22 protein-coding genes and 1 tRNA gene are annotated in these 19,932 nt (G+C 61.2%); 15 read left to right on the top strand and 8 right to left on the bottom strand.

Annotated elements, in window-relative coordinates:
- Positions 1-49 precede the first annotated feature (49 nt).
- The 3 genes from WYH_RS14785 to WYH_RS14775 form a co-directional block, all read right to left on the bottom strand.
- Positions 50-1,279, bottom strand: coding sequence for a tyrosine-type recombinase/integrase (locus tag WYH_RS14785; protein WP_046904436.1), 1,230 nt, complete (start codon positions 1,277-1,279; stop codon positions 50-52).
- Between the two features lie 201 nt (positions 1,280-1,480).
- Positions 1,481-1,554 (bottom strand) — tRNA-Gly (locus WYH_RS14780).
- 150 nt (positions 1,555-1,704) lie between these two features.
- A complete protein-coding gene (locus WYH_RS14775) occupies positions 1,705-3,249 on the bottom strand; it encodes a BCCT family transporter (RefSeq protein ID WP_046904435.1) in 1,545 nt (514 codons plus the stop codon).
- A gap of 770 nt (positions 3,250-4,019) precedes the next feature.
- Between WYH_RS14775 and WYH_RS14770 the strand changes: the two genes are divergently transcribed.
- The 5 genes from WYH_RS14770 (at position 4,020) to WYH_RS16910 (ending at position 7,690) form a co-directional block, all read left to right on the top strand.
- Positions 4,020-4,907: a class II fructose-bisphosphate aldolase gene (locus WYH_RS14770; RefSeq protein ID WP_046904434.1), complete on the top strand. Its 888-nt coding sequence runs from the start codon at positions 4,020-4,022 to the stop codon at positions 4,905-4,907.
- 16 nt (positions 4,908-4,923) lie between these two features.
- On the top strand, positions 4,924-5,649 hold the full coding sequence (locus WYH_RS14765) for an HAD-IA family hydrolase (protein WP_046904433.1): 726 nt from the start codon (positions 4,924-4,926) through the stop codon (positions 5,647-5,649).
- Between the two features lie 11 nt (positions 5,650-5,660).
- Positions 5,661-6,332, top strand: coding sequence for a dihydroxyacetone kinase subunit DhaL (gene dhaL / locus WYH_RS14760; protein ID WP_156320158.1), 672 nt, complete (start codon positions 5,661-5,663; stop codon positions 6,330-6,332).
- A 28-nt stretch (positions 6,333-6,360) separates the two neighbouring features.
- Positions 6,361-7,356 carry a dihydroxyacetone kinase subunit DhaK gene (dhaK, locus tag WYH_RS14755; protein WP_046904432.1) on the top strand — a complete coding sequence of 332 codons (996 nt, stop codon included), beginning with the start codon at positions 6,361-6,363 and terminating at the stop codon, positions 7,354-7,356.
- Positions 7,357-7,465: 109 nt separating this feature from the next.
- Positions 7,466-7,690 carry a hypothetical protein gene (locus WYH_RS16910; RefSeq protein WP_156320157.1) on the top strand — a complete coding sequence of 75 codons (225 nt, stop codon included), beginning with the start codon at positions 7,466-7,468 and terminating at the stop codon, positions 7,688-7,690.
- A gap of 123 nt (positions 7,691-7,813) precedes the next feature.
- Here the strand turns inward: WYH_RS16910 and WYH_RS14750 are convergent, their stop codons facing one another.
- Both WYH_RS14750 and WYH_RS14745 read right to left on the bottom strand, forming a co-directional pair.
- The gene (locus tag WYH_RS14750) at positions 7,814-8,764 is read right to left on the bottom strand and encodes a TauD/TfdA dioxygenase family protein (protein ID WP_046904431.1); all 951 of its coding nucleotides are present in this window, start codon (positions 8,762-8,764) and stop codon (positions 7,814-7,816) included.
- A gap of 75 nt (positions 8,765-8,839) precedes the next feature.
- A complete protein-coding gene (locus tag WYH_RS14745; protein ID WP_046904430.1) occupies positions 8,840-9,292 on the bottom strand; it encodes a MaoC family dehydratase in 453 nt (150 codons plus the stop codon).
- A 99-nt stretch (positions 9,293-9,391) separates the two neighbouring features.
- Between WYH_RS14745 and WYH_RS14740 the strand changes: the two genes are divergently transcribed.
- The 10 genes from WYH_RS14740 (at position 9,392) to WYH_RS14695 (ending at position 17,953) form a co-directional block, all read left to right on the top strand.
- Positions 9,392-9,889, top strand: coding sequence for a hypothetical protein (locus tag WYH_RS14740; RefSeq protein WP_046904429.1), 498 nt, complete (start codon positions 9,392-9,394; stop codon positions 9,887-9,889).
- Positions 9,890-9,897: 8 nt separating this feature from the next.
- Complete coding sequence (locus WYH_RS14735; protein ID WP_235979541.1) at positions 9,898-10,203, top strand: I78 family peptidase inhibitor; 306 nt, start codon at positions 9,898-9,900, stop codon at positions 10,201-10,203.
- Entirely contained in the window at positions 10,196-10,600 is a 405-nt protein-coding gene (locus tag WYH_RS14730; RefSeq protein ID WP_244877933.1) for a Rid family hydrolase, read from the top strand. The genes WYH_RS14735 and WYH_RS14730 overlap by 8 nt, the downstream gene beginning before the upstream one ends.
- Before the next feature lie 48 nt (positions 10,601-10,648).
- On the top strand, positions 10,649-11,179 hold the full coding sequence (locus WYH_RS14725) for an HdeD family acid-resistance protein (RefSeq protein ID WP_053833613.1): 531 nt from the start codon (positions 10,649-10,651) through the stop codon (positions 11,177-11,179).
- Between the two features lie 36 nt (positions 11,180-11,215).
- A complete protein-coding gene (locus WYH_RS14720) occupies positions 11,216-12,361 on the top strand; it encodes an acyl-CoA dehydrogenase family protein (RefSeq protein WP_046904427.1) in 1,146 nt (381 codons plus the stop codon).
- Positions 12,362-12,432: 71 nt separating this feature from the next.
- A complete protein-coding gene (locus WYH_RS14715) occupies positions 12,433-13,485 on the top strand; it encodes an enoyl-CoA hydratase/isomerase family protein (RefSeq protein WP_046904426.1) in 1,053 nt (350 codons plus the stop codon).
- A 54-nt stretch (positions 13,486-13,539) separates the two neighbouring features.
- Positions 13,540-14,466: a sulfate adenylyltransferase subunit CysD gene (gene cysD, locus WYH_RS14710; RefSeq protein WP_268908461.1), complete on the top strand. Its 927-nt coding sequence runs from the start codon at positions 13,540-13,542 to the stop codon at positions 14,464-14,466.
- 26 nt (positions 14,467-14,492) lie between these two features.
- Positions 14,493-16,397: a sulfate adenylyltransferase subunit CysN gene (gene cysN, locus WYH_RS14705; RefSeq protein WP_156320211.1), complete on the top strand. Its 1,905-nt coding sequence runs from the start codon at positions 14,493-14,495 to the stop codon at positions 16,395-16,397.
- 25 nt (positions 16,398-16,422) lie between these two features.
- The gene (locus WYH_RS14700) at positions 16,423-17,169 is read left to right on the top strand and encodes a 3'(2'),5'-bisphosphate nucleotidase CysQ (RefSeq protein WP_046904423.1); all 747 of its coding nucleotides are present in this window, start codon (positions 16,423-16,425) and stop codon (positions 17,167-17,169) included.
- Between the two features lies 1 nt (position 17,170).
- On the top strand, positions 17,171-17,953 hold the full coding sequence (locus WYH_RS14695; RefSeq protein ID WP_046904422.1) for a sulfite exporter TauE/SafE family protein: 783 nt from the start codon (positions 17,171-17,173) through the stop codon (positions 17,951-17,953).
- Between the two features lie 40 nt (positions 17,954-17,993).
- On the opposite strand, the gene WYH_RS14690 is transcribed toward WYH_RS14695, so the two are convergent.
- Genes WYH_RS14690 through WYH_RS14680 form a run of 3 tightly spaced genes read right to left on the bottom strand, consistent with a single transcriptional unit; the run spans position 17,994 to position 19,902 of the window.
- Positions 17,994-18,797, bottom strand: coding sequence for a fructosamine kinase family protein (locus WYH_RS14690; RefSeq protein WP_046904421.1), 804 nt, complete (start codon positions 18,795-18,797; stop codon positions 17,994-17,996).
- A complete protein-coding gene (locus tag WYH_RS14685) occupies positions 18,794-19,258 on the bottom strand; it encodes a low molecular weight protein-tyrosine-phosphatase (protein WP_046904420.1) in 465 nt (154 codons plus the stop codon). The genes WYH_RS14690 and WYH_RS14685 overlap by 4 nt, the downstream gene beginning before the upstream one ends.
- Positions 19,255-19,902, bottom strand: coding sequence for an O-methyltransferase (locus WYH_RS14680; protein WP_046904419.1), 648 nt, complete (start codon positions 19,900-19,902; stop codon positions 19,255-19,257). Before WYH_RS14680 ends, WYH_RS14685 begins: the two co-directional genes overlap by 4 nt.
- Positions 19,903-19,932: the final 30 nt, after the last annotated feature.

The following is a 19,932-nucleotide window of genomic DNA, read 5'->3' as shown; positions in this document are numbered from 1 at the left end:
GTCGCACTCGCGCGGATCGCAGAAGAGTTACGGATTTTGGGGCAATCGGTCAGCGCTTCGCGGTGTTGATCGGCACCACCTGAGCCCCTGCTCGAAGCTTATCGAGGTAGTCGCTCCACCATTGCGCCATCTTCACGCGCTCCTTCCAGTGTGCGCCGCGATGATAGGCGGCGCGAACTTTATCGCTGTCGCCGTGGGCCAGGGCGCGCTCGATGGCGTCAGGATTCCATTTGCCGCTTTCGTTCAGCAAGGTGGAGGCCATCGCTCGGAAGCCGTGGGCGGTCATTTCATCGGTGGTGTAGCCGAGGCGGCGCAGGCCAGCGTTGATCGTGTTGTCACTCATCGGACGCCCGCGGGTGCGGACAGACGGAAAGACATAGCCACTAGGACCGGTCAGCAGTTGGGCCTCCTGCAGTATTTCGATGGCCTGGCGTGAGAGCGGGACGAGGTGGTCCTTGCGCATCTTTGTTTTGCTCGCCGGGATCGTCCACAACGCTTCATCGAAGTCGAATTCGCTCCATTCTGCATGGCGAAGCTCGCCCGGCCTGACAAACACATGTGGAGCGAGTTGCATTGCCAGCTTGGTAATCGGTTGGCCTTCGTAGCTATCGATTGCTCGAAGCAACTCCCCAGCCCCGTCAGGATCAAGGACCGCGCCGTAATGCGTCACGTTCGGGTTCATCATTGCGCCCCTCAAATCGCGTGTGGGATCGGATTTGAGGCGCGCTGTGGCGACCGCATAGCGGAAGACCGAACCAGCCAGCTGCAGGGTTCGCTTTGCGCTCTCGAGCTTGCCCTTGCTTTCGATCCGGCGAACGGCGGTCAGGATGTCGGCAGGCTCGATATCAGCAATTGGCAGGTTGCCAATCGAGCTGTTAAGCACCGAGAGCAGATATTCGCAGCGCTTCGCCGTGGCGGGTGCCCATGCCCGTGAACCATCATTCCGGCGCTTTTCGCAGAACTCCGCAGCCAGGGCAGCAAAGGTATTCTCGGCATCCAGCCTCGCGCGCGCCTTCTCACGTTGTTTTTCGCGTGACGGGTCTTTGCCCTGCGCCAGCAGCTCTCGCGCCGCGTCTCGCCTTCTGCGGGCCTCTGCCAACCCAATTTCCGGGTAGCGCCCGATCGCCAGCTTCTTTTCCCGGCCATCGACGCGATACTTCATTCGCCACAGTTTTCCGCCGGTTCGCTCCACTAAAAGGAAGAGCCCCAACGAGTCGCTCATTTTGTAGGCTTTCGGACCAGCCTTGGCCTTGCGAATTGCAACGTCAGTTAGCGCCATGATTTCAGACCTTTACCCAGAAAAGGCCCCCAGTCTGGGGGCCTCTCGAATTGGCGGAAACCTGCATGGCCCCCAAAAAGGCCCCCAGTTTCGAGAGATTTGGCGAGACTAGCCGGGCAAACGCAAGACAATCGCACGGCATAAACCCTCGGATTTCCGAGGGTTTTATAGCTTTTCCGGGATGTTTTGGGAAGCCTGAGCTGGAGCGGGCGAAGGGAATCGAACCCTCGTCGTAAGCTTGGGAAGCTTCTGCTCTACCATTGAGCTACGCCCGCAAAGCCTTGAAACAGCCAGAATTATCTCTCTGGCCTGGCTGGTGGTCTGCAATGCGGCCCGTAAACCGCACCACAAGCGCCCGGCGATTGCCACAGCGATCCCGCCCCGGTCAACATAAACACGCAAGCGGCAAGCCGCCGGGAGCGGTTTCAGTCTTCCAGCGGCAATTCGCTCCGCAACATCCTGATCAGCCCCACCGTCATGGATAGCAGGACAACCGCGAAAGGCAGGCCGGTGACGATTGCCGCTGTCTGCAGCGCGCCCAGCCCGCCGGACCAGAGCAGCACGCCGGACAGCATCCCGATCGCGATGGCCCAGGTTACGCGCGGCATGAAGCCGGCATGATGATGCCCGCCCGATGCGATCATGGCTGTGACCAATGCGCCCGAATCCGCCGAAGTGACGAAGAAGGTTGCCACGACCACGATGGCCAGGCCCGATGCGATCGTGGCAAGCGGATAGTGCGAAAGGAAAGCGAACAGCGCATCGGGCATGCTGGCATTCACCGCTTCCGACAGGCCGCCATTGCCGAACAGTTCGATATAGAGCGCGCTGTCCCCGAAGATCGTCATCCATGCGAAGGTGAACAGGGTCGGCACCAGCAGCACGCCGGCGATGAATTCGCGCACTGTGCGCCCATAGGAAATGCGGGCGATGAAAATGCCCACAAAGGGGGACCAGCTGACCCACCACGCCCAGTAGAAGATCGTCCAGTCATTCTGCCAGCCATTGGCGACATAGGTTTCCGTCCAGCTGGACAGATAGAGGAAACGCTGCAGGTAATAGCCGATATTCTGCACGAAACCGTCCAGCAGGAAGACGGTTGGGCCCAGCACCAGGACGAAGATCGTCAGGCCCAGCGCCAGCACCATGTTGATTTCCGACAGGCGGCGAATTCCCTTGTCGAGCCCGAAGGCAACCGAAGTGGTTGCCATGGCGGTAATAATTGCGATCACTATGCCCTTGCTCAGGCCGGTATCGGGAACGCCCGTCAGCAAATTCAGACCGGCATTGATCTGCGATGCACCGAAGCCGAGCGAAGCGGCCACCCCGCAAACCGTGGCGGTAATCGCCAGCACGTCGATCGCGTCGACGGCCGGATCCGGAATGCGGGGAAAGGCCGTCTTCAGGAAGGCGCCGATGGAAAGGCCCACGCCCCGGTTATAGGCGACATAGGCCAGCCCCAGCGCGATCACCGCATAAATCGCCCAGGCGTGTAGCCCCCAATGCAGGAACACCAGGCCCATCGCGTGCTGGGCATTGCCGGCAATGCCGCGCGGCATTGCCGCATCCGGGTTGGAGAAAGCGGAAACCGGCGGATTGGAGAAATGCATCACCGGCTCCGCCACGCCATAGAACAGCAGGCCGATGCCCATGCCGGCGCTGAACAGCATCGCAAACCAGGTGAGCAGGCCGTAATCCGGCTTCGCCCCGCGGCCGCCCAGCCGGATGCCGCCCATGCGCGAGAATGCCATATAGACGCAGCAGATCAGCAGGATGTTGACCGTGAGCACCAGCAGCCAGCCGAAATTGGAAGTCGCCCAGAGCTGCACGGCATTGAACCGTTCAGCCGCCGCATTGGTATCGTAGAGCGCGAACAGGATCAGGAGACCGATGAGACTTATGGCACCGAAGAAGACAGTTGGCTTGAAATTGTCTGTAGGACTTGCGCCATGCCCGGGCTCACTTGCCACTCTTCAAATCTCCAATTGAATAATGAAAGTAATGAAAATAAATTACCTTCTGATTATATGATTTAACTTTTCAGCAAATTTACGCCATCGCGACATGGCAGAACACACAGCATAATACAAACCGTGCAAGCGTGATTGTTCCAGACGGTGAGGGGCGAAGCGCAATTTTCGCAATGCCCCCTCCCTTCTATTTTCACCTCCGATTCTGCGCGTGATCAGGATAGATTTTCACTGCAAGTGACGCAGATGACCTTTGGATGCAGGCATCCTCATCCGGCCACAGCATCCATTCTGTCAGTGAAATGGCCCGCCGCGCGGCACGAACCGCAACCCGGCCCGCCGGCCGAACGGATTCCGCAATGCGCTGGCGCCCTGTGAGGGTGTAGCGCGTTTCAGTAACGCTGTTACGCGCGCTGATTACCGTAAATAACTTACGCCGCTCCGTGCCGGGAACCATAACGGGCGAAGTCGCCTAAGCGGTCCTCGCTCTGGCGGCCCCACCCCTACTGGCGCGCCGCCAGGCTTGTTCGCAGGCCAGGTCCGCAACACACCCTGTGCGGCGCGCATTTTATTCGCCAGACCTGCTTTTCCGGACGCATATCGCGCCCCGCCCATATTCAGGCAGCACCCGCCCCGTTTTCGGACATATTCAATCTCGATTGGCGCAGAAGCGGCAATATCGGGTGGAGCAGCGGTGTTATGATGGCTATGGACCCGAGTCGGAAATACGGCCAAGGCCGCACAACAAGACGCACTGGAGGGTATTCTCGATGCCAATGGTAAATATGAAGCCGTTGTTACGCCATGCGATGGACAACGGATATGCCGTTGCCGCATTCAACCTTGTCGATTTCGGCACCACGAAAGCGATGGTGGAAGCGGCGGAAGAACTCAACGCGCCGGTCATCTGCCAGACAAGCGCGAAGACGATCAAATACTGGAGCCACAAGGAAATCGTTTCCTGGGTGCGCACCGTTGCGGAAGAAGCATCGGTCCCGGTCGTCCTGCATCTCGATCACTGCAAGGATATCGAGATGATCGAAGCCTGCGCGAAGTCCGGCTGGACCTCGATCATGATCGACGCTTCGGAATATCCGTTCGAGGAAAATCTCGAAATGTCCAAGCGCGTTCGCGACATTGCCGAAAAATACAATGTCGGCATGGAAGCCGAACTGGGCCAGATCATGGGCGTGGAAGACGACATGGTCGTGGACGAAGCCGATTCCGTGCTGACCGACCCGGAAGACGCCAAGAAATTCTGCGATGCGCTGGACCTGTCCGCCTTCGCCTGCGCAGTCGGCACCGCCCACGGTTTCTACAAGGGTGAACCGCAGGTCGATTTCGACCGTATCGAGGCGATCAACAAGCTGACCCGCACGCCGATGGCGCTGCATGGCGGCACCGGCCTGTCCGACGAAACCTTCGCCAAGGCGATCGCCCGCGGCAGCGCCAAGGTGAACATTTCGACCAATCTGAAGCATGTCTTCGTCGAAAGCTTCATCGACTATCACAAGAAGAACCCGGACGATTTCGAACCGCTGCGGGTGATCGATGCCCAGTACCAGGCCTGCAAGAACCTGTTCAGCGGCTTCATCGAGAAGTTCGGCGGCAAGAACCAGGGCGCAGCCTTCCTCTCTTCGCTCAAAGAAGTAGCCTGAAGGAGCGTTTGAGAGGATGGTAAAGGCTATCATTTTCGATTGCGACGGCGTGCTCGTGGATACAGAGCGTGACGCGCACCGGGTTGGCTTCAACCGCGCTTTCGACCAGTTCGGCATCGATGCCGAATGGAGCGTGGAACTCTATGCCAAACTGCTCCTGACAGCAGGCGGCAAGGAGCGGATGCGCGTCTATTTCGACGAGTTCGGCTGGCCGGAAGACAAGGTTTCCGAATATGGCGGGAAGGACGAACTGATCGCCGCCCTGCACAAGGAAAAGACCCGCATCACGTCCGAAATCGTGGCCGAATTGCCGGTGCGCCCGGGTGTGTTGCGGCTGGTGGACGAAGCCATCGCGGCCGGTGTCCGGCTGGGCGTGTGCACCACGTCCAACCCGAAATTCATCGACGCGGTGCTCGACCTGTTCGGCCAGGAACGCAAGGCCGCCTTCGAATTCGTCCATGCCGGCGATGTCGTCAGCAAGAAGAAGCCGGATCCGGAAATCTACGATCTCGCCACCAAGTCGCTGGGCCTCTCGCCCGCGGATTGCGTCGTGATCGAAGACAGCCGTAACGGATTGCTGGCAGCGACCGGCGCGGGCTATCCCACGCTGATCACCACCAGCACCTATACGATGGATGAAGATTTCACCGAAGCGGCCAAGGTCGTGCCCGAACTGGGCGATGAACCGAACGTCAAGGTGACGCTTGCCGATCTGGGCGAACTTACCGCCAAGGCAGCGTGAAGGAGGGATTGATGGCTGATATCTCGCAAGAAAGGATCGAGAAGGCGATCGACCTGACCGCCGATACCGCGATCCGTAACGAACATTATTTCTGCGATCTCGACGGTTTGGCCGGCGATGGCGATTTCGGCAATTCCCTGGCCACCGGGTTCAAGGTGATCAAGGCGGAACTGCCGCAGATCGAAGGCGATATCGGGGCCAAGCTGCTGAAGATCAGCATGTTGTGTTCCAAGCATGTCGGCGGCAGCTCCGGCCCGATCTGGGGCACCGGCTTCATGAAGGCCGCCATGGTCAGCAAGGGCAAGACCGAAGTGACACTGGCGGAACTGACCGAAATGGTCGGTGCCGCGGTGGACGGCATCATGGCCCGCGGCGGTGCGAAGCTGGGGGACAAGACCCTGCTCGACGCGCTGATCCCGGTGCATGAAAAGATGAAGGAAATGGCCGAAAGCGGCGATCCCGCTGCCGTGCTGGGCGCATGTGCCGAAGTGGCGGACAATGCGATCGACGAAACCCGCACGCTGGTGGCCCATCGCGGCCGCGCTTCGCAGGTGGGCGATCGCAGCGCCAACACGCCCGATCCGGGCATCGTCGCCATCGCCACCATCCTGCAGGACTGGTGCAACCATTTCGGTGTCGAACGGTCGCCCAAGGCGCCCGAACTCAACCGCGCAACCGCCTGATTACAAATCCCACGGAGAGGATTACCGCATGAAGAAGTTCGTCAACGATCCCGCCAATTTCGTGCCCGAATTCATGAAGGGCGTGATGCTGGCCAATCCGGACCTGCTGGAAGCCGTGCCGGAATTCCAGATGATCAAGCGCAAGGACCGCCCGGTGGCGGACAAGGTTTCGATCGTGCAGGGTTCCGGCTCCGGCCACGAACCGGCCCATGTCATGGCCGTCGGCCCGGGCATGCTCGACGGTGCCTGCCAGGGTCCGGTTTTCGCCGCCCCGCCGGTCGATGCCTGCTATGAAACGATCAAGGCTCTCGCTTCGGATGCCGGCGTTCTGGTGCTGGTCAACAACTACCAGGGCGACCGCATGGCCTGGGACATGGCCTGCGAAATGGCGGAAGCCGAAGGCATCAAGGTCAAGCAGTTCCTGATCAATGACGACGTGGCCGTGAAGGACAGCCTCTACACGGTGGGCCGCCGCGGTGTGGCCGGCAATTTCTTCGTCATCAAGGCGTGCGGCGCCGCCGCTGCCGCCGGGAAGAGCCTGGACGAAGTCCTGGCCGTGGCAGAGAAGGTCAACAACAATGTCCGCACCATGGGCGTTGCACTGACCAGCTGCATCCCGCCGGCAAAGGGCACGCCGATTTTTGAAATCGGCGACGATGAAATGGAAGTGGGCATCGGCATTCATGGTGAACCGGGCCGCGAACGCACCAAGATCACCAGCGCCGATGAAATCACCAAGACCCTGTTCGACGCGGTGCAGGTCGACCTGCCGTTTGAAAGCGGCGACAAGGTTGCACTGATGATCAACGGCCTGGGCGGCACGCCGATCAGCGAATTGTACCTGCTGTATGGCAAGGCCCATGAACTGGCCGAAGAACACGGCCTGACCGTCGCCCGCAACTATGTCGGTGAATATTGCACCAGCCTGGAAATGGCCGGCTGTTCGCTGACCATGCTCAAGCTGGACGATGAACTGGCCGATCTGCTGGCGGCACCGGCCGAGGTCGCAATCCGCACTTTCTGATCCGGCTTCAACCGAAGCTTCAATTGAACAAGAGAACGCCCGGTTCCCGATGGGGAGCCGGGCGTTCTTGCATTTCCGCGCACTTTACTAAGTCCGTAAGGGGCAAATCGTGAAAAATGCGAACGGGTCTGTTGCGCAATATGCAACAGCCTTACATAATTTCGCGATTGCGAAATTATCTGATTGGGACCATTGGCCCGCCCATCGAGCAACGCCGCACCATATGGTGCATGTGAAAGGAGACAGGGTTATGCGCTATTTCGCCAATCATGCTCTTTCTGCGGCAGTCGCTGTTTCAATCAGCTACGTATTGTTCACCGCAGTTATTGTCTGAGCGATTTCCAGCTTTCAGTCCCAACTCTTCCGTCCCCCCATTTGGAAGAGAAGGAGCGGGCGCCTCTCCTCCGGAGGCGCCCGTTTTTCTTTTTCGGCTGCATTTCTATTTAACGTACGGAACCTAGCGGCCGCTCGCCCGGGCGCCCTGAATATCGACCACCTTGGGCGATCTGGAAAACAGTTCCGTATAGGGATCGTCACCCGTTTCCATCGTGTGCGGTTCAGTGCCTTCGCGCACGGTGGTGCGGCGCATATCGCGCTTTTCATTGGTGTAATCGAAATCGCCGCCGCGATGCATGCTGCATAGATTGTCCCAGATCACCAGATCGCCCGGATGCCATTGCACGCTGAACGTATATTGCGGCTGGGTGCAGTGATCGATCAGTTCGCGGATCAGCGCACGCCCTTGCGCCTTGTCCATCCCTTCCACGTCCATGGTATGGGCCGCGATGAACAGTGCCTTGCGGCCGGATCCCTTGTGCACATGGACAAGCGGATGCTTCGCCATGAAACGGGATTCAATTTCCTCGTCCGGAATGTCCGCCCCGGCCTGTTTGCGGCTCCACCACAATGAATTGATGCCGATCTTGCCCTCCAGCAATTCCTTCATCTGCGGGGACAAATCTTCATAGGCGCTGCGCGTATCGGCGAACCATGTCTCGCCACCCTTGCCGGGCACCTGATGCGCCAGCAGCAGGGAATAGGATGTCCGCTTTTCCAGGAAGGCACTGTCCGTATGCCACAGCCGATCGCCCTTGCGATACTGGATTGCCGCTTCGTCCCGCGTGATTTCGCCATTGCTGTTGAGATTGGAGGCATCGAACAATTCGCGATAGGGAAGGCGCATCTTCATGCCTTCACGCTTCGGAACCCGTTCCAGATAGCCGAAATTGCGGCTGAACTGGACATGCTGTTCGTCATTCATGCCAGTATCGCGAAAGATGCAGACACCCCACTGATCCATCGCATCAGTGACCTGCTTCACTTCATCGGGACCGAGCGGCCTGGTCAGATCGAGGCCCGAACAAACGGCGCCGAAGCGCGGCAGGATCGGTTCGGCTTTCAAAGGCATGATTCTCTCCGCTATATGCTTAGCATACTAACTATAGCACAAGCCCCTACACGCCGCGACCCGAAATTGCCAATCCTATTGCGGGCGTTTGCGTTGCAGCCCGGTGCGCTGGCAATGCGCCACCAGCTCGCCATGCTGATTATAGGCGCGATGGGCGAATGTGACGATCCCCTGGTCCGGGCGCGATTTGCTCTCACGCAAGGCAATCACTTCAGTTTCGATCCGCAAGGTATCGCCAATGAAGACCGGCTTGGGAAAGCGCACTTCGTCCCAGCCGAGATTGGCCACCGCTGTTCCCAGCGTGGTATCGCCCACCGATACCCCCACCATCAGCCCGAGGGTGAAAGTGGAATTGACGATCACCCGGCCAAAATCCGTGCCTTTCATATATTCGGCATCGAGATGCAGCTGGGCGGGATTATGCGTCAGGGTTGAAAAAAGCAGATTGTCGGTTTCGGTCACGGTCCGCCGGATCGAGTGATCGAAAACCTGCCCCACTTCCAATTCATCGAACCACAATCCGGCCATCAATTCTCTCCTCGGGCGGGTTTCTAGCGCGCCTGCCGCGGCGGGGAAAGGAATGGGCCGACAGGCGTTTGCGCAATTACACTGCTTTGGAGAAACCATATGAAGAATGCCCTCTGGCCAATGGCCGCCCTGCTTGCGCTGGGTGCTTGCGGCGGCAGCACAGAGGATCAGACCCCGACCGAAAGCGAAGGCGACGCGCCAGAGGGAAGTCCGGACATCACCCTGCGCTTCCCCGTGGGGGAAGAAGGTGGCGAAGCGCGCGCCGAGCATATCAGCGTGGCGATGCAGATCCCCCCTGCCCTGCGCGGACGCTGGGGCATGAATGCCGCCGATTGCGAACCGGGCCGGGCCGACGCCAAGGGGCTGCTGGCCATTTCGCCCAACGAGCTGGAATTCTATGAATCGGTCGGCCAGCTCATCGACATAGACGAGATCGACGACAGCAGGATCGCCGCCACTTTCGCATTCACCGGCGAAGGCATGGAATGGGAACAGCAGGTGACGCTGGACGCACAGGATAGCGGAACGGTTCTGATCCGGCGCGAATATGGTAAGGACGCGGCACCGGGCCCGTTCCGTTACGAGAAATGCCCGTGAGGGAGGATATGATGATCAGACGAATGGCAGTGACGCCAGCCGCGCTGCTGATATTGGCGGGCTGCGCGACAATGGGCGAAACGGAAAATGGCGAAATGCCATCCACCCCCAAACAATGCGATGACAGCAAGGTGCAGCGCTTCATCGGCATGCAGGCCACGGCCGAAATCGCACAGGAATTGCTGCAGGTCACCGGCGCGGAAACATTGCGCTGGGCCCCGCCGCGCACGGCGTTGACGATGGATTTCCGGGCTGAACGGCTGACCGTCAGCTATGATGACGACATGGCGATCACGAGGATCAATTGTGGCTGAGCCGCGGGACGGGCGGCAACGCATCGCCCCCCTCTCCCCCTTCGAGGAAGAGGCAGGCTTCACCCGCGCCCTGCGCGTGGGGGACCGGATCGTGGTTTCGGGCACAGTCGGCGTTGAGGCCGATGGTTCGGTGGCGGAGGCGGCAGGCGATCAGGCCGATCGCTGTTTCGCGCTGATCGCCGATCACATTGCCGAGCTGGGCGGCCGCATGGCCGACGTGGTGCGCGTGCGCATGTTCGTGACCGATATCGCCTATGCGGACGAAGTCACCGCTTCGTTTTCCCGCGCGCTGCGCCATGCCCGGCCAACGGGAACGCTGGTGGCCATCGCCGCACTATATGATCCGCGCTGGAAGGTGGAGATCGAAGCCGAGGCCGTTTTGGGCAGCGGACAATAGTTGCATGCGAAACCTTTTGCAGGCATCACGTTTGCGGGGAGAGGATCAATGAAGCTATCGACATGGTGGACCATCGGCGGCGTGGTGATGCTGGTGGGCGGCATCTTCGCGCTGTTCAACCTGTTCGCCGCCACGATTTCGGCCGTATTGCTGGCCGGCTGGTTCTTTCTGGTGGCGGGTGCCCTGCAACTGATCGCCGCATTTTCCGATCGCGGGCTGGCGGCCAGGATCTTCCACATTCTGTGGGGGATATTGGCGATTTATCTGGCCATCACCCTGTTCGCCAATCCTCTGGCCGGAATGCTGACCCTCACCATCGCCGTGGCGTTGATAATGGCCGTCTCGGCGGTGATCAGGCTCTTCCTGGCAGTCCATTTCCGCAGGACTTCCGCCTTTTGGGGCCTGATCCTGTCTGCCGTGATTTCCGGCGCCCTGGCCGCGCTGATCCTGTTCTCCCTGCCCGAATCCGCCGCGATCTTCCTCGGCATCTATCTCGGCCTGGAACTGCTGTTCGGCGGCTTCGCCTTCCTCGCCATGGGGGCGGCAGCCCGTTCCAACGAACGAATGGCGGAGGAATAGGCCACACCGGCCCACACCGGGAGGACACGCACCATAATGACCGGACAATTCGCCCTTACCGATGATCAGCTGGCCATTCAGGACATGGCCCGGCGCTTCACGGCGGACAATATCACGCCCCATGCTGCCGAATGGGACGATAAGCATATCTTCCCGCAGGACGTGATCCGCGCCGCGGCAGAGCTGGGTTTCGCATCCATCTACGTGTCAGAGGAAAATGGCGGGATCGGCCTGGGCCGGCTGGAAGCGGCACTGATAATGGAGGCCATGGCCTATGGCTGTCCGGCGACCAGCGCCTTCCTGTCGATCCACAACATGGCCAGCTGGATGCTCGACCGCTTCGGATCGGACGTGGTGCGCGAGAAATACCTGCCCCGGCTGATCGGGATGGACTGGATGGCATCCTATTGCCTGACCGAACCATCTTCCGGCTCGGACGCGGCGGCGCTGAAGACGCGCGCGGTAAGGGATGGCGATGACTGGGTGGTATCGGGCACCAAGCAGTTCATTTCCGGCGCCGGGGTCAATGATCTCTATCTCACCATGGTCCGCACCGGGGATGATGGGCCCGGCGGCATATCCTGCCTGGCCATTGAAAAGACCATGCAGGGCGTCAGCTTCGGCGCGCCGGAAAGGAAACTTGGCTGGCACGCCCAGCCGACCGCTTCGCTGATCCTGGACGAAGTGCGCGTCCCGGCGGAAAACATGGTGGGGGATGAGGGCGAAGGTTTCCGTATCGCCATGATGGGGCTGGATGGCGGGCGGCTGAATATCGGCGCCTGCTCTCTGGGCGGGGCGCAGCGCTGCCTGGACGAAGCGATCGGCTATACAAAGGATCGCAAGCAGTTTGGCCGGGCCATTGCCGATTTCCAGAACACCCAGTTCACTCTGGCCGACATGGCGACCGAGCTGGAGGCGGCTCGCGCCCTGCTCTATCTCGCCGCTGCCAAGGTGACGGAAGACGCGCCGGACAAGACCCGCTTCGCCGCCATGGCCAAGCGTTTCGCCACCGATACGGGCAGCGCCGTGGTTGACCGCGCGCTGCAACTGCATGGCGGATACGGATATTTGCAGGATTATCCGGTGGAACGCTTCTGGCGCGACCTGCGGGTGCATTCGATTCTGGAAGGCACCAACCAGATCATGCGGCTGATTATCGGGCGCGACCTGTTGCGCGACTGAAACCTGTTGCGCGACTGATTGGCCATGCACCACAGCGGCGACGATCTTCAGCGACACGAACGGAGCGCATCTTGACCAGGGAAGTCCTGACTCATCGCCACGGCCCGGTGGGCCATATCTCGCTGTCCCGCCCGAAGGCGCTGCATTCGCTTACGCGGCCAATGTGCCTGGCGATGAGCGAAAAACTGCTGGAATGGCACGACGATGCCGGCATCGAGGCCGTGATTATCGACCACGCGGAAGGACGCGGGTTCTGCGCCGGCGGCGATGTGGCACTGGTCCGCCGCTCCGCACTGGAGGATGGCGGCGAAACAGGGCGTGCCTTCTTCCATGCCGAATACCGGCTCAATCATCTGCTGTTCACTTATCCCAAGCCGGTCCTGGCCTTCATGGACGGCGTGACCATGGGCGGCGGGGTGGGACTGGCCCTGCCCGCGAAATATCGCATCGCGACTGAAAACACCCTGTTTGCCATGCCCGAAGGGGCGATCGGCCTGTTCCCCGATGTCGGCGCCGGGTGGTATCTGCCGCGCCTGCCGGGGCAGGTGGGCAAATTCCTTGCGCTCACGGGGGCGCGGCTGGATGGCAGCGAATGCCTCTGGGCGGGCCTTGCCACTCATTACCTTCCGGGCAGCTCTCTCGCCGAAGCCAAGGCGCGGATCATTGCCGAACCGGGCGATACGGACAGGATCCTGGCCGACCTGTCCGAAGAAGCGCCCAAGCCCCGGCTTGCCGGCAACAAGGAACGGATCGACCGCCTCTTTGCCGGCGATACGCTGGAAGAAATCCAGGCCGCCCTTTCGGCCGATCCCTCCGACTGGGCGGCCAAGGAATTGAAGGCGGTGCGATCCAAATGCCCGGCCAGCGCCAAGGTTGCCCTGCGGCAATTCGCCGGAAGCGCCAGCCGCGCCGATTTTGCGGAAGAGATGGAGCTGGAATATCGAATCGCTTCGCGCATGATCATGCGGCCGGACTTTGCCGAAGGCGTGCGGGCCGTGCTGGTGGACAAGGACGGCTCCCCCGAATGGAACCCCGCCAGCGCAGAAGGCGTAACGGAAACTATACTTGAGGCGATTTTCGCGCCCTTGCCCTTAGGAGATCGCTGGGAACCCATCCCGACATAGGACACTTAGCCCCCTGATAGATTTTATGGGGGCGCACCCGCTTGCGATTGTGCGCTGCAATCGGCATTCGATAGCGCGATGCAAAGCCTAACTCATCTCCAGCGGCTCGAGGCCGAGAGCATTCACATCATGCGCGAAGTCGTGGCGGAAGCTGCGAACCCGGTGATGTTGTATTCCGTTGGCAAGGACAGCGCCGTGATGCTGCACCTTGCCAAGAAGGCCTTCTACCCCTCGCCCCCGCCCTTCCCGCTCATGCATGTGGATACGACCTGGAAGTTCCAGGCCATGTATGAATTGCGCAACAAGGCGGCCGAAGACGCAGGCATGGACCTGATCGTCTATCACAATCCCGAAGCCAAGGAGCGCGGGATCAACCCGTTCGACCATGGCCCGTTGCATACGGACATGTGGAAGACCGAAGGGCTGAAGCAGGCGCTCAGCCTCCATGGTTTCGACGCGGCTTTCGGCGGCGCCCGCCGCGACGAGGAAAAGAGCCGCGCGAAGGAACGCATCTTCTCCTTCCGCACGGCGACCCATGGCTGGGATCCGAAGAACCAGCGCCCGGAATTGTGGAACCTCTACAATGCGCGCAAGGCCAAGGGCGAAAGCATCCGCGTCTTCCCGCTCAGCAACTGGACCGAGCTCGACATCTGGCAATATATCATGGCCGAGAATATCGAGATCGTGCCGCTTTACATGGCGGCCCAGCGGCCGACGGTGGAACGTGACGGCTTGCTGCTGATGGTGGATGACGACCGCTTCCCGCTGGAAGACGGCGAAGAGCCCGTGATGCGCTCCATCCGTTTCCGCACGCTGGGTTGCTACCCGCTTACCGGCGCGGTGGAGAGCACTGCCTCCACCCTGGCCGAAGTCGTGCAGGAAATGCTGCTGACCACCACCTCCGAACGGCAGGGGCGCGCGATCGACCGCGACGCCGGCGATGCCTCGATGGAGAAGAAAAAGCAGGAAGGCTATTTCTGATGACCGAGATTCCTGCATCCGGATCCATGGACGAACCCATTTACAAGACCGACGCGCTGATCGCGGAGGATATCGACGCCTATCTGGAAATGCACCAGAACAAGGGGCTGCTGCGCTTCATCACCTGCGGCAGCGTGGACGACGGCAAGAGCACGCTGATCGGGCGCCTGCTTTACGATTCCAAGATGATCTTCGAAGATCAGCTGGCCGCGCTGGAAGCTGACAGCAAGCGCGTGGGCACCCAGGGGCAGGAAATCGACTTCGCCCTGCTGGTCGATGGTCTGGCTGCCGAACGCGAACAGGGCATCACGATCGATGTCGCCTATCGCTTTTTCACGACTGAAAAGCGCAAGTTCATCGTCGCCGATACGCCCGGCCACGAACAATATACGCGCAACATGGTCACCGGCGCTTCCACCGCCGACCTGGCCGTGATCCTGATCGACGCGCGCAAGGGCGTGCTGCCGCAGACGCGGCGCCACAGCTTCCTCGCCCATCTGATCGGCATCCCGCATGTGGTGCTGGCGGTGAACAAGATGGATCTCGTCGATTACGACCAGTCCAAATTCGAACATATCGTCGCCGATTATCGCAGTTTCGCGAAGAGCATCGGCATCGATGATTTCACCGCCATCCCGATTTCGGGCTTCAAGGGCGACAACATCACGACGGCGCCCTCCGAAAACACGCCCTGGTACAAGGGGCCGAGCCTGATCGACCATCTCGAAACGGTGGAGATCGCCAACACGGCAGCGCAGGAACAATCCTTCCGCATGCCGGTGCAGTGGGTGAACCGGCCCAACCTGGATTTCCGCGGCTTTTCCGGCCTGATTTCCAGCGGCACGGCCCGCCCCGGCGACGCTGTTCGCATCGTCCCGTCGGGCAAGAACAGCACGATCAAATCCATCGTCACCATGGATGGCGAACTGGAAGAGGCGGTGGCCGGCCAGTCGGTAACCATCACGCTGGCAGACGAAGTGGATTGCAGCCGCGGCGATGTGATCTCCGCCTCTGACGATCCGCCCGAGGCAGCCGACCAGTTCGAAGCGACAATCGTGTGGATGAGCGACGACAAGCTGATCCCCGGCCGCGGCTATCAGCTGAAGCTGGCAACGCAGACGGTGAATGCGACCATTGCCGAGCCGAAATACGAGATCGACGTCAACAGCCTGGAACATCTGGCCGCCAAGACGCTGGGCCTCAATGGCATCGGCGTGGCAGAAGTGACGACCGACCGGCCGATCACTTTCGAAGCCTACAAGGATAGCCGCCAGCTTGGCGGGTTCATCCTGATCGACAAGATCACCAATGCCACCGTGGCCGCCGGCATGATCCATTTCAGCCTGCGCCGCGCCCAGAACGTGCATTGGCAGGCGACCGAGATCTCTCGGGAACAACATGCGGACCTGAAGAACCAGAAGCCGGCTGTGCTGTGGTTCACCGGCCTGTCCGGCTCCGGCAAATCGACCATCGCCAATATGGTCGAAAAGAAGCTAAACCGGATGAACCGGCACACTTTCCTGCTGGATGGGGACAATGTCCGTCATGGCCTGAACAAGGACCTGGGCTTTACCGAAGCGGACCGGATCGAGAATATCCGCCGCGTGGGCGAAGTGGCCAAGCTGATGGCCGATGCGGGCCTGATCGTGATCACCGCCTTCATCAGCCCGTTCCGGGCCGAGCGGGAAATGGTGCGCGCGATGCTGCCGGAAGGCGAGTTCGTGGAAGTCCACATCGACACGCCGATCGAAGTGGCTGAAAGCCGCGACGTGAAAGGCCTCTACAAGAAGGCCCGCGAAGGCAAGCTGAAGAACTTCACCGGCATTGACAGCCCGTATGAGGCGCCGGAAAAACCGGAAATCCGGATCGATACGACTGCAATGACGCCGGAAGAAGCGGCAGATATCATCGTCGACAAGCTGATCGGCTGATCGGCACAATAGGGGGCAGACTGGAATGACCGACGCGGAACTCGCCGCCCATCTCTCCGCATGTGCCGGACGGATCCTGATCGAAGTGCGCGAAAGCGGCATGTTCGAAGGCAAGGCGCTGGGCAAGGCTGGCGATCAGACGGCGAACCAGTTCCTGGTCCACGCCCTGCGCGAACAGCGGCCCGATGACGGATTGCTGTCGGAAGAAAGCAAGGACACGGACGAACGGCTGGGCAAGTCGCGCGTCTGGATCGTCGATCCGGTCGACGGCACGCGCGAATATGGCGAAGCGCGTTCGGACTGGGCCGTGCATGTAGGCATGGCGGTCGACGGCGTGCCGACGCTGGGCGCGGTCGCCCTGCCCGGCCTCGACGGCGGCACTGTGTTCCGCACGGACAAGCCGGTGGAACTGCCCGCGCATGATGGCAAGCCGCGCCTTCTGGTAAGCCGCACCCGCCCCGCTGCGGAAGCGGTTGCCGTGGCGGACGCGCTGGGCGGCGAACTGGTGCCCATGGGCTCTGCCGGGGCCAAGGCAATGGCCGTGATCCGCGGCGAGGCCGATATCTACCTCCATTCGGGCGGCCAGTATGAATGGGACAGCTGCGCCCCGGCGGCAGTGGCGCTGGCGCATGGCCTTCATGCCAGCCGCATCGACGGCAGCCCGCTGGTCTATAACCAGCGCGATACATACATGCCCGATTTGCTGATCTGCCGCCCCGAATGGGCCGAGCCGGTGCTCTCCCAACTGCGGGCGATGGCAGCCGCCGACTGACATGGATCTGCCCTATTCTCTGGCGGGGGCCTTTGTCGGCTTCCTCGTCGGACTGACCGGGGTCGGCGGCGGATCGCTGATGGCGCCGATCCTGATACTTCTGTTCGGTTTCAGTCCGGCCGTCGCGGTCGGCACGGATCTGTGGTTTGCCGCCATCACCAAGGCGGTGGGCGGCGGCATCCACCACCGGCTGGGTTCGCCCGACTGGAAGATCGTGCTGCGCCTGGCTGCGGGCAGCCTGCCGGCGGCGATACTCACTCTCGCCTGGCTATCTCTCTATCATGGCGGCGAGCTGGAATCCGGCGCGCTGATGAACCTGTTGGGCGTGGCCTTGCTGCTCACATCCATCATGATGCTGGCAAAGCCGCGTATCCAGGCGCCACTGTTGCGCCTGCGCAAACAGCTCGGCCCCAGGATGCGGTCCCGGCAATTCGCGGCGACGGTCATTGGCGGCGCCGTGGTCGGCGGCCTTGTCACGCTCACCTCCGTGGGCGCAGGCGCCCTGGTCGCGGTGATGCTGACGGTCCTCTATCCGCTACGCCTCGGTGCGCGGACGATCGTCGGCACGGATATCGTCCACGCCGTGCCGCTCACCCTTGTCGCCGCGCTTGGCCATAGCTGGCTGGGCAATGTCGATAGCTGGTTGCTGGCCAGCCTGCTGATCGGATCGATCCCCGGCATCGTGGCGGGCTCTCTGGTGGCAGGCAGGGTGAATGAAGATCATGTCCGCTATGCCCTGGCGGCCATGCTGATCATTTCCTCCATCAAGCTGATCTTCAGCTGAGCTGCACCCGACCGATCGATAACGGTCCGACGGCGGAAGGTCAGACCCCGCAGGCGTCGAGCGCGCGATCCACCGCACTGCGATAGGAATTTCCGAACAGGCGCAAATGCACCAGCAGCGGCCACAGGCGATAGACCGGCTGCCGTTCCCGCCAAGCTGCGTCGAGCGAAAGGCCCGCGAAGAATTCTTCGGGCGGATGATCGAACAGGGTCAGCATGGCCAGATCCACTTCGCGGTGGCCGTAATAACAGGCCGGATCGATCAAGGCCGCCACGCCGCCTTCGCGCCACAATATGTTGCCGCCCCACAGATCGCCATGCAGCAGGCTGACCGGCGGATCGTCCGGGATCAGATCGCCCAGCTTCGCGCCCAGTTTTTCCAGCCGCCCGGTCAGGCGCGGGCCGAATTTCTCCCCGTGGCAGAGCAGGCGATTGTCCCGCCAGAACGCGACCCAGCCATCCCGCCGGCCATTGGGAATGGCAACCGGCCCGAAATGATAATCCGCATCCCAGCCGCAGGGCTGATCGGCCGGAACATGCAGTGTTTCAAGCACGCGGGCGAGATCGAGCCAACCCGCTTCATCGGGCCGCCCCTGCGCTTCGACAAAATCCATCAGCAACAATTCGCCTGCGTCATGCAGCACGGAGGGTGCAGGCGCGCCAGTGGCCGCGATGGCGCGGAGCATGGCGCCTTCCTTTGCGGCATCCGGTCCCTGCTTGGCGACGATCCTCGATCCATTGGCCAGTTCCAGCAGGGAAGCCCCGCCAAGGTCTCCCCCGGCCAGCTTGCGGCCACCTGTCACCTCGCTGCCGGTGATCCGGGCGACTTCCCCGGTCCAGCTCAATTCGTTGCCAGACGTTCTGCCAGAGCACGGGCGGCTGCGCTGACATCGCTCCAGGTGATTTCGAAACCGGCCTCGTCCCCGTAATAGGGATCGGCCACCGGTTCCCCCGCGCGGCCGGGCACACAATCCAGCAGCAGGCCGATTTCCGCCGTCGCATCGGAGGGCGCGCGGGCAAGGATATTGGCGAGATTTTCGGCATCGAGCGCGTAGATATGGGTGAAGCGGTAGTAATCCCCTTCCGCCAGTTGCCGCCCGCGCAAATGGTCGATCGGGGCGCCTTTCAATTGCGCGATGGCCCGGGCGCGATGATCGGGCGGTTCCCCGATATGCCAGTCCCCCGTGCCCGCGGAATCGATCTCCACCGCCAGGCCCAGCCGTTCCGCTTCCTGCCGGAAAGCCGCCTCTGCCAGCGGAGAACGGCAGATATTACCAAGACAGACAAAGAGGACGGACACGCTCATAATTTCGGGTTCCCCTCGGTCCATCTGATCGACATCTCGATCCCGCTTCCGATCGGGAGCAGCATGGTTTGCAGATCGGGCTTGCCCCGCACCGCACCGCGATAGGCGCGGACCGCCTCGCGCGCACTTGCCGGCGCGATCATGTTGTCGGAAACCAGGATCCCTTCTTCCGCCAGTTTCGGATAAACCGCATCGAAACAGGGGAGATACAGGTTCTTCCAGATGTCCAGCAGGACGAAATCCCACTTTCCCTGATCCTGCGCGATAATATCCAGCGCATCGCCGCAGCGAAATTCCACGTGATCGGCCAATCCGGCCCGCTGCATCATATTGCGGGCATAATCCTGTTTCGCGGCATCCACATCGACCGAAACCAGTTTCGACCCATTCTCCCGCGCCGCATCGGCGAGGAAGAGCGTGGAATAGCCATAGCTGGTGCCGAGTTCGAGAATGCGTGCCGGTTGCTGCGCGATCACGAGCGAACGCAGATAGCCGCCCACCCTGGCGCCGATGGGCAAAAGGAATTCATCGCGCAATTCGCCAAACGCGCCCGGCGGCAATTGCTGCATCCGCTCCCGCTCGCTCTGGTGGCGCTGATCGTATTCGGTAAAGATGGCGAGGACATCGGGATCGGAAAAGAGCATGCGCCCAGCCTAGCCCCCATCAGCTCTCAT

The organism is Croceibacterium atlanticum (genome assembly GCF_001008165.2).
GTDB classification, from domain to species: Bacteria; Pseudomonadota; Alphaproteobacteria; order Sphingomonadales; family Sphingomonadaceae; genus Croceibacterium_C; species Croceibacterium_C atlanticum.
The sequence above is the reverse complement of the archived record's forward strand: the minus strand, read 5'-3'. Positions and strand labels throughout refer to the sequence as shown.

What these genes read in the sequence shown, in the direction of transcription:
- WYH_RS14785 (WP_046904436.1), bottom strand. Translation starts at nt 1,279, where the DNA reads ATGGCGCTAACTGACGTTGCAATTCGCAAGGCCAAGGCTGGTCCGAAA.
- WYH_RS14770 (WP_046904434.1), top strand. Translation starts at nt 4,020, where the DNA reads ATGCCAATGGTAAATATGAAGCCGTTGTTACGCCATGCGATGGACAAC.
- WYH_RS14765 (WP_046904433.1), top strand. Translation starts at nt 4,924, where the DNA reads ATGGTAAAGGCTATCATTTTCGATTGCGACGGCGTGCTCGTGGATACA.
- dhaL (WP_156320158.1), top strand. Translation starts at nt 5,661, where the DNA reads ATGGCTGATATCTCGCAAGAAAGGATCGAGAAGGCGATCGACCTGACC.
- dhaK (WP_046904432.1), top strand. Translation starts at nt 6,361, where the DNA reads ATGAAGAAGTTCGTCAACGATCCCGCCAATTTCGTGCCCGAATTCATG.
- WYH_RS14750 (WP_046904431.1), bottom strand. Translation starts at nt 8,764, where the DNA reads ATGCCTTTGAAAGCCGAACCGATCCTGCCGCGCTTCGGCGCCGTTTGT.
- WYH_RS14745 (WP_046904430.1), bottom strand. Translation starts at nt 9,292, where the DNA reads ATGGCCGGATTGTGGTTCGATGAATTGGAAGTGGGGCAGGTTTTCGAT.
- WYH_RS14740 (WP_046904429.1), top strand. Translation starts at nt 9,392, where the DNA reads ATGAAGAATGCCCTCTGGCCAATGGCCGCCCTGCTTGCGCTGGGTGCT.
- WYH_RS14735 (WP_235979541.1), top strand. Translation starts at nt 9,898, where the DNA reads ATGATGATCAGACGAATGGCAGTGACGCCAGCCGCGCTGCTGATATTG.
- WYH_RS14725 (WP_053833613.1), top strand. Translation starts at nt 10,649, where the DNA reads ATGAAGCTATCGACATGGTGGACCATCGGCGGCGTGGTGATGCTGGTG.
- WYH_RS14720 (WP_046904427.1), top strand. Translation starts at nt 11,216, where the DNA reads ATGACCGGACAATTCGCCCTTACCGATGATCAGCTGGCCATTCAGGAC.
- cysN (WP_156320211.1), top strand. Translation starts at nt 14,493, where the DNA reads ATGGACGAACCCATTTACAAGACCGACGCGCTGATCGCGGAGGATATC.
- WYH_RS14700 (WP_046904423.1), top strand. Translation starts at nt 16,423, where the DNA reads ATGACCGACGCGGAACTCGCCGCCCATCTCTCCGCATGTGCCGGACGG.
- WYH_RS14695 (WP_046904422.1), top strand. Translation starts at nt 17,171, where the DNA reads ATGGATCTGCCCTATTCTCTGGCGGGGGCCTTTGTCGGCTTCCTCGTC.
- WYH_RS14685 (WP_046904420.1), bottom strand. Translation starts at nt 19,258, where the DNA reads ATGAGCGTGTCCGTCCTCTTTGTCTGTCTTGGTAATATCTGCCGTTCT.
- WYH_RS14680 (WP_046904419.1), bottom strand. Translation starts at nt 19,902, where the DNA reads ATGCTCTTTTCCGATCCCGATGTCCTCGCCATCTTTACCGAATACGAT.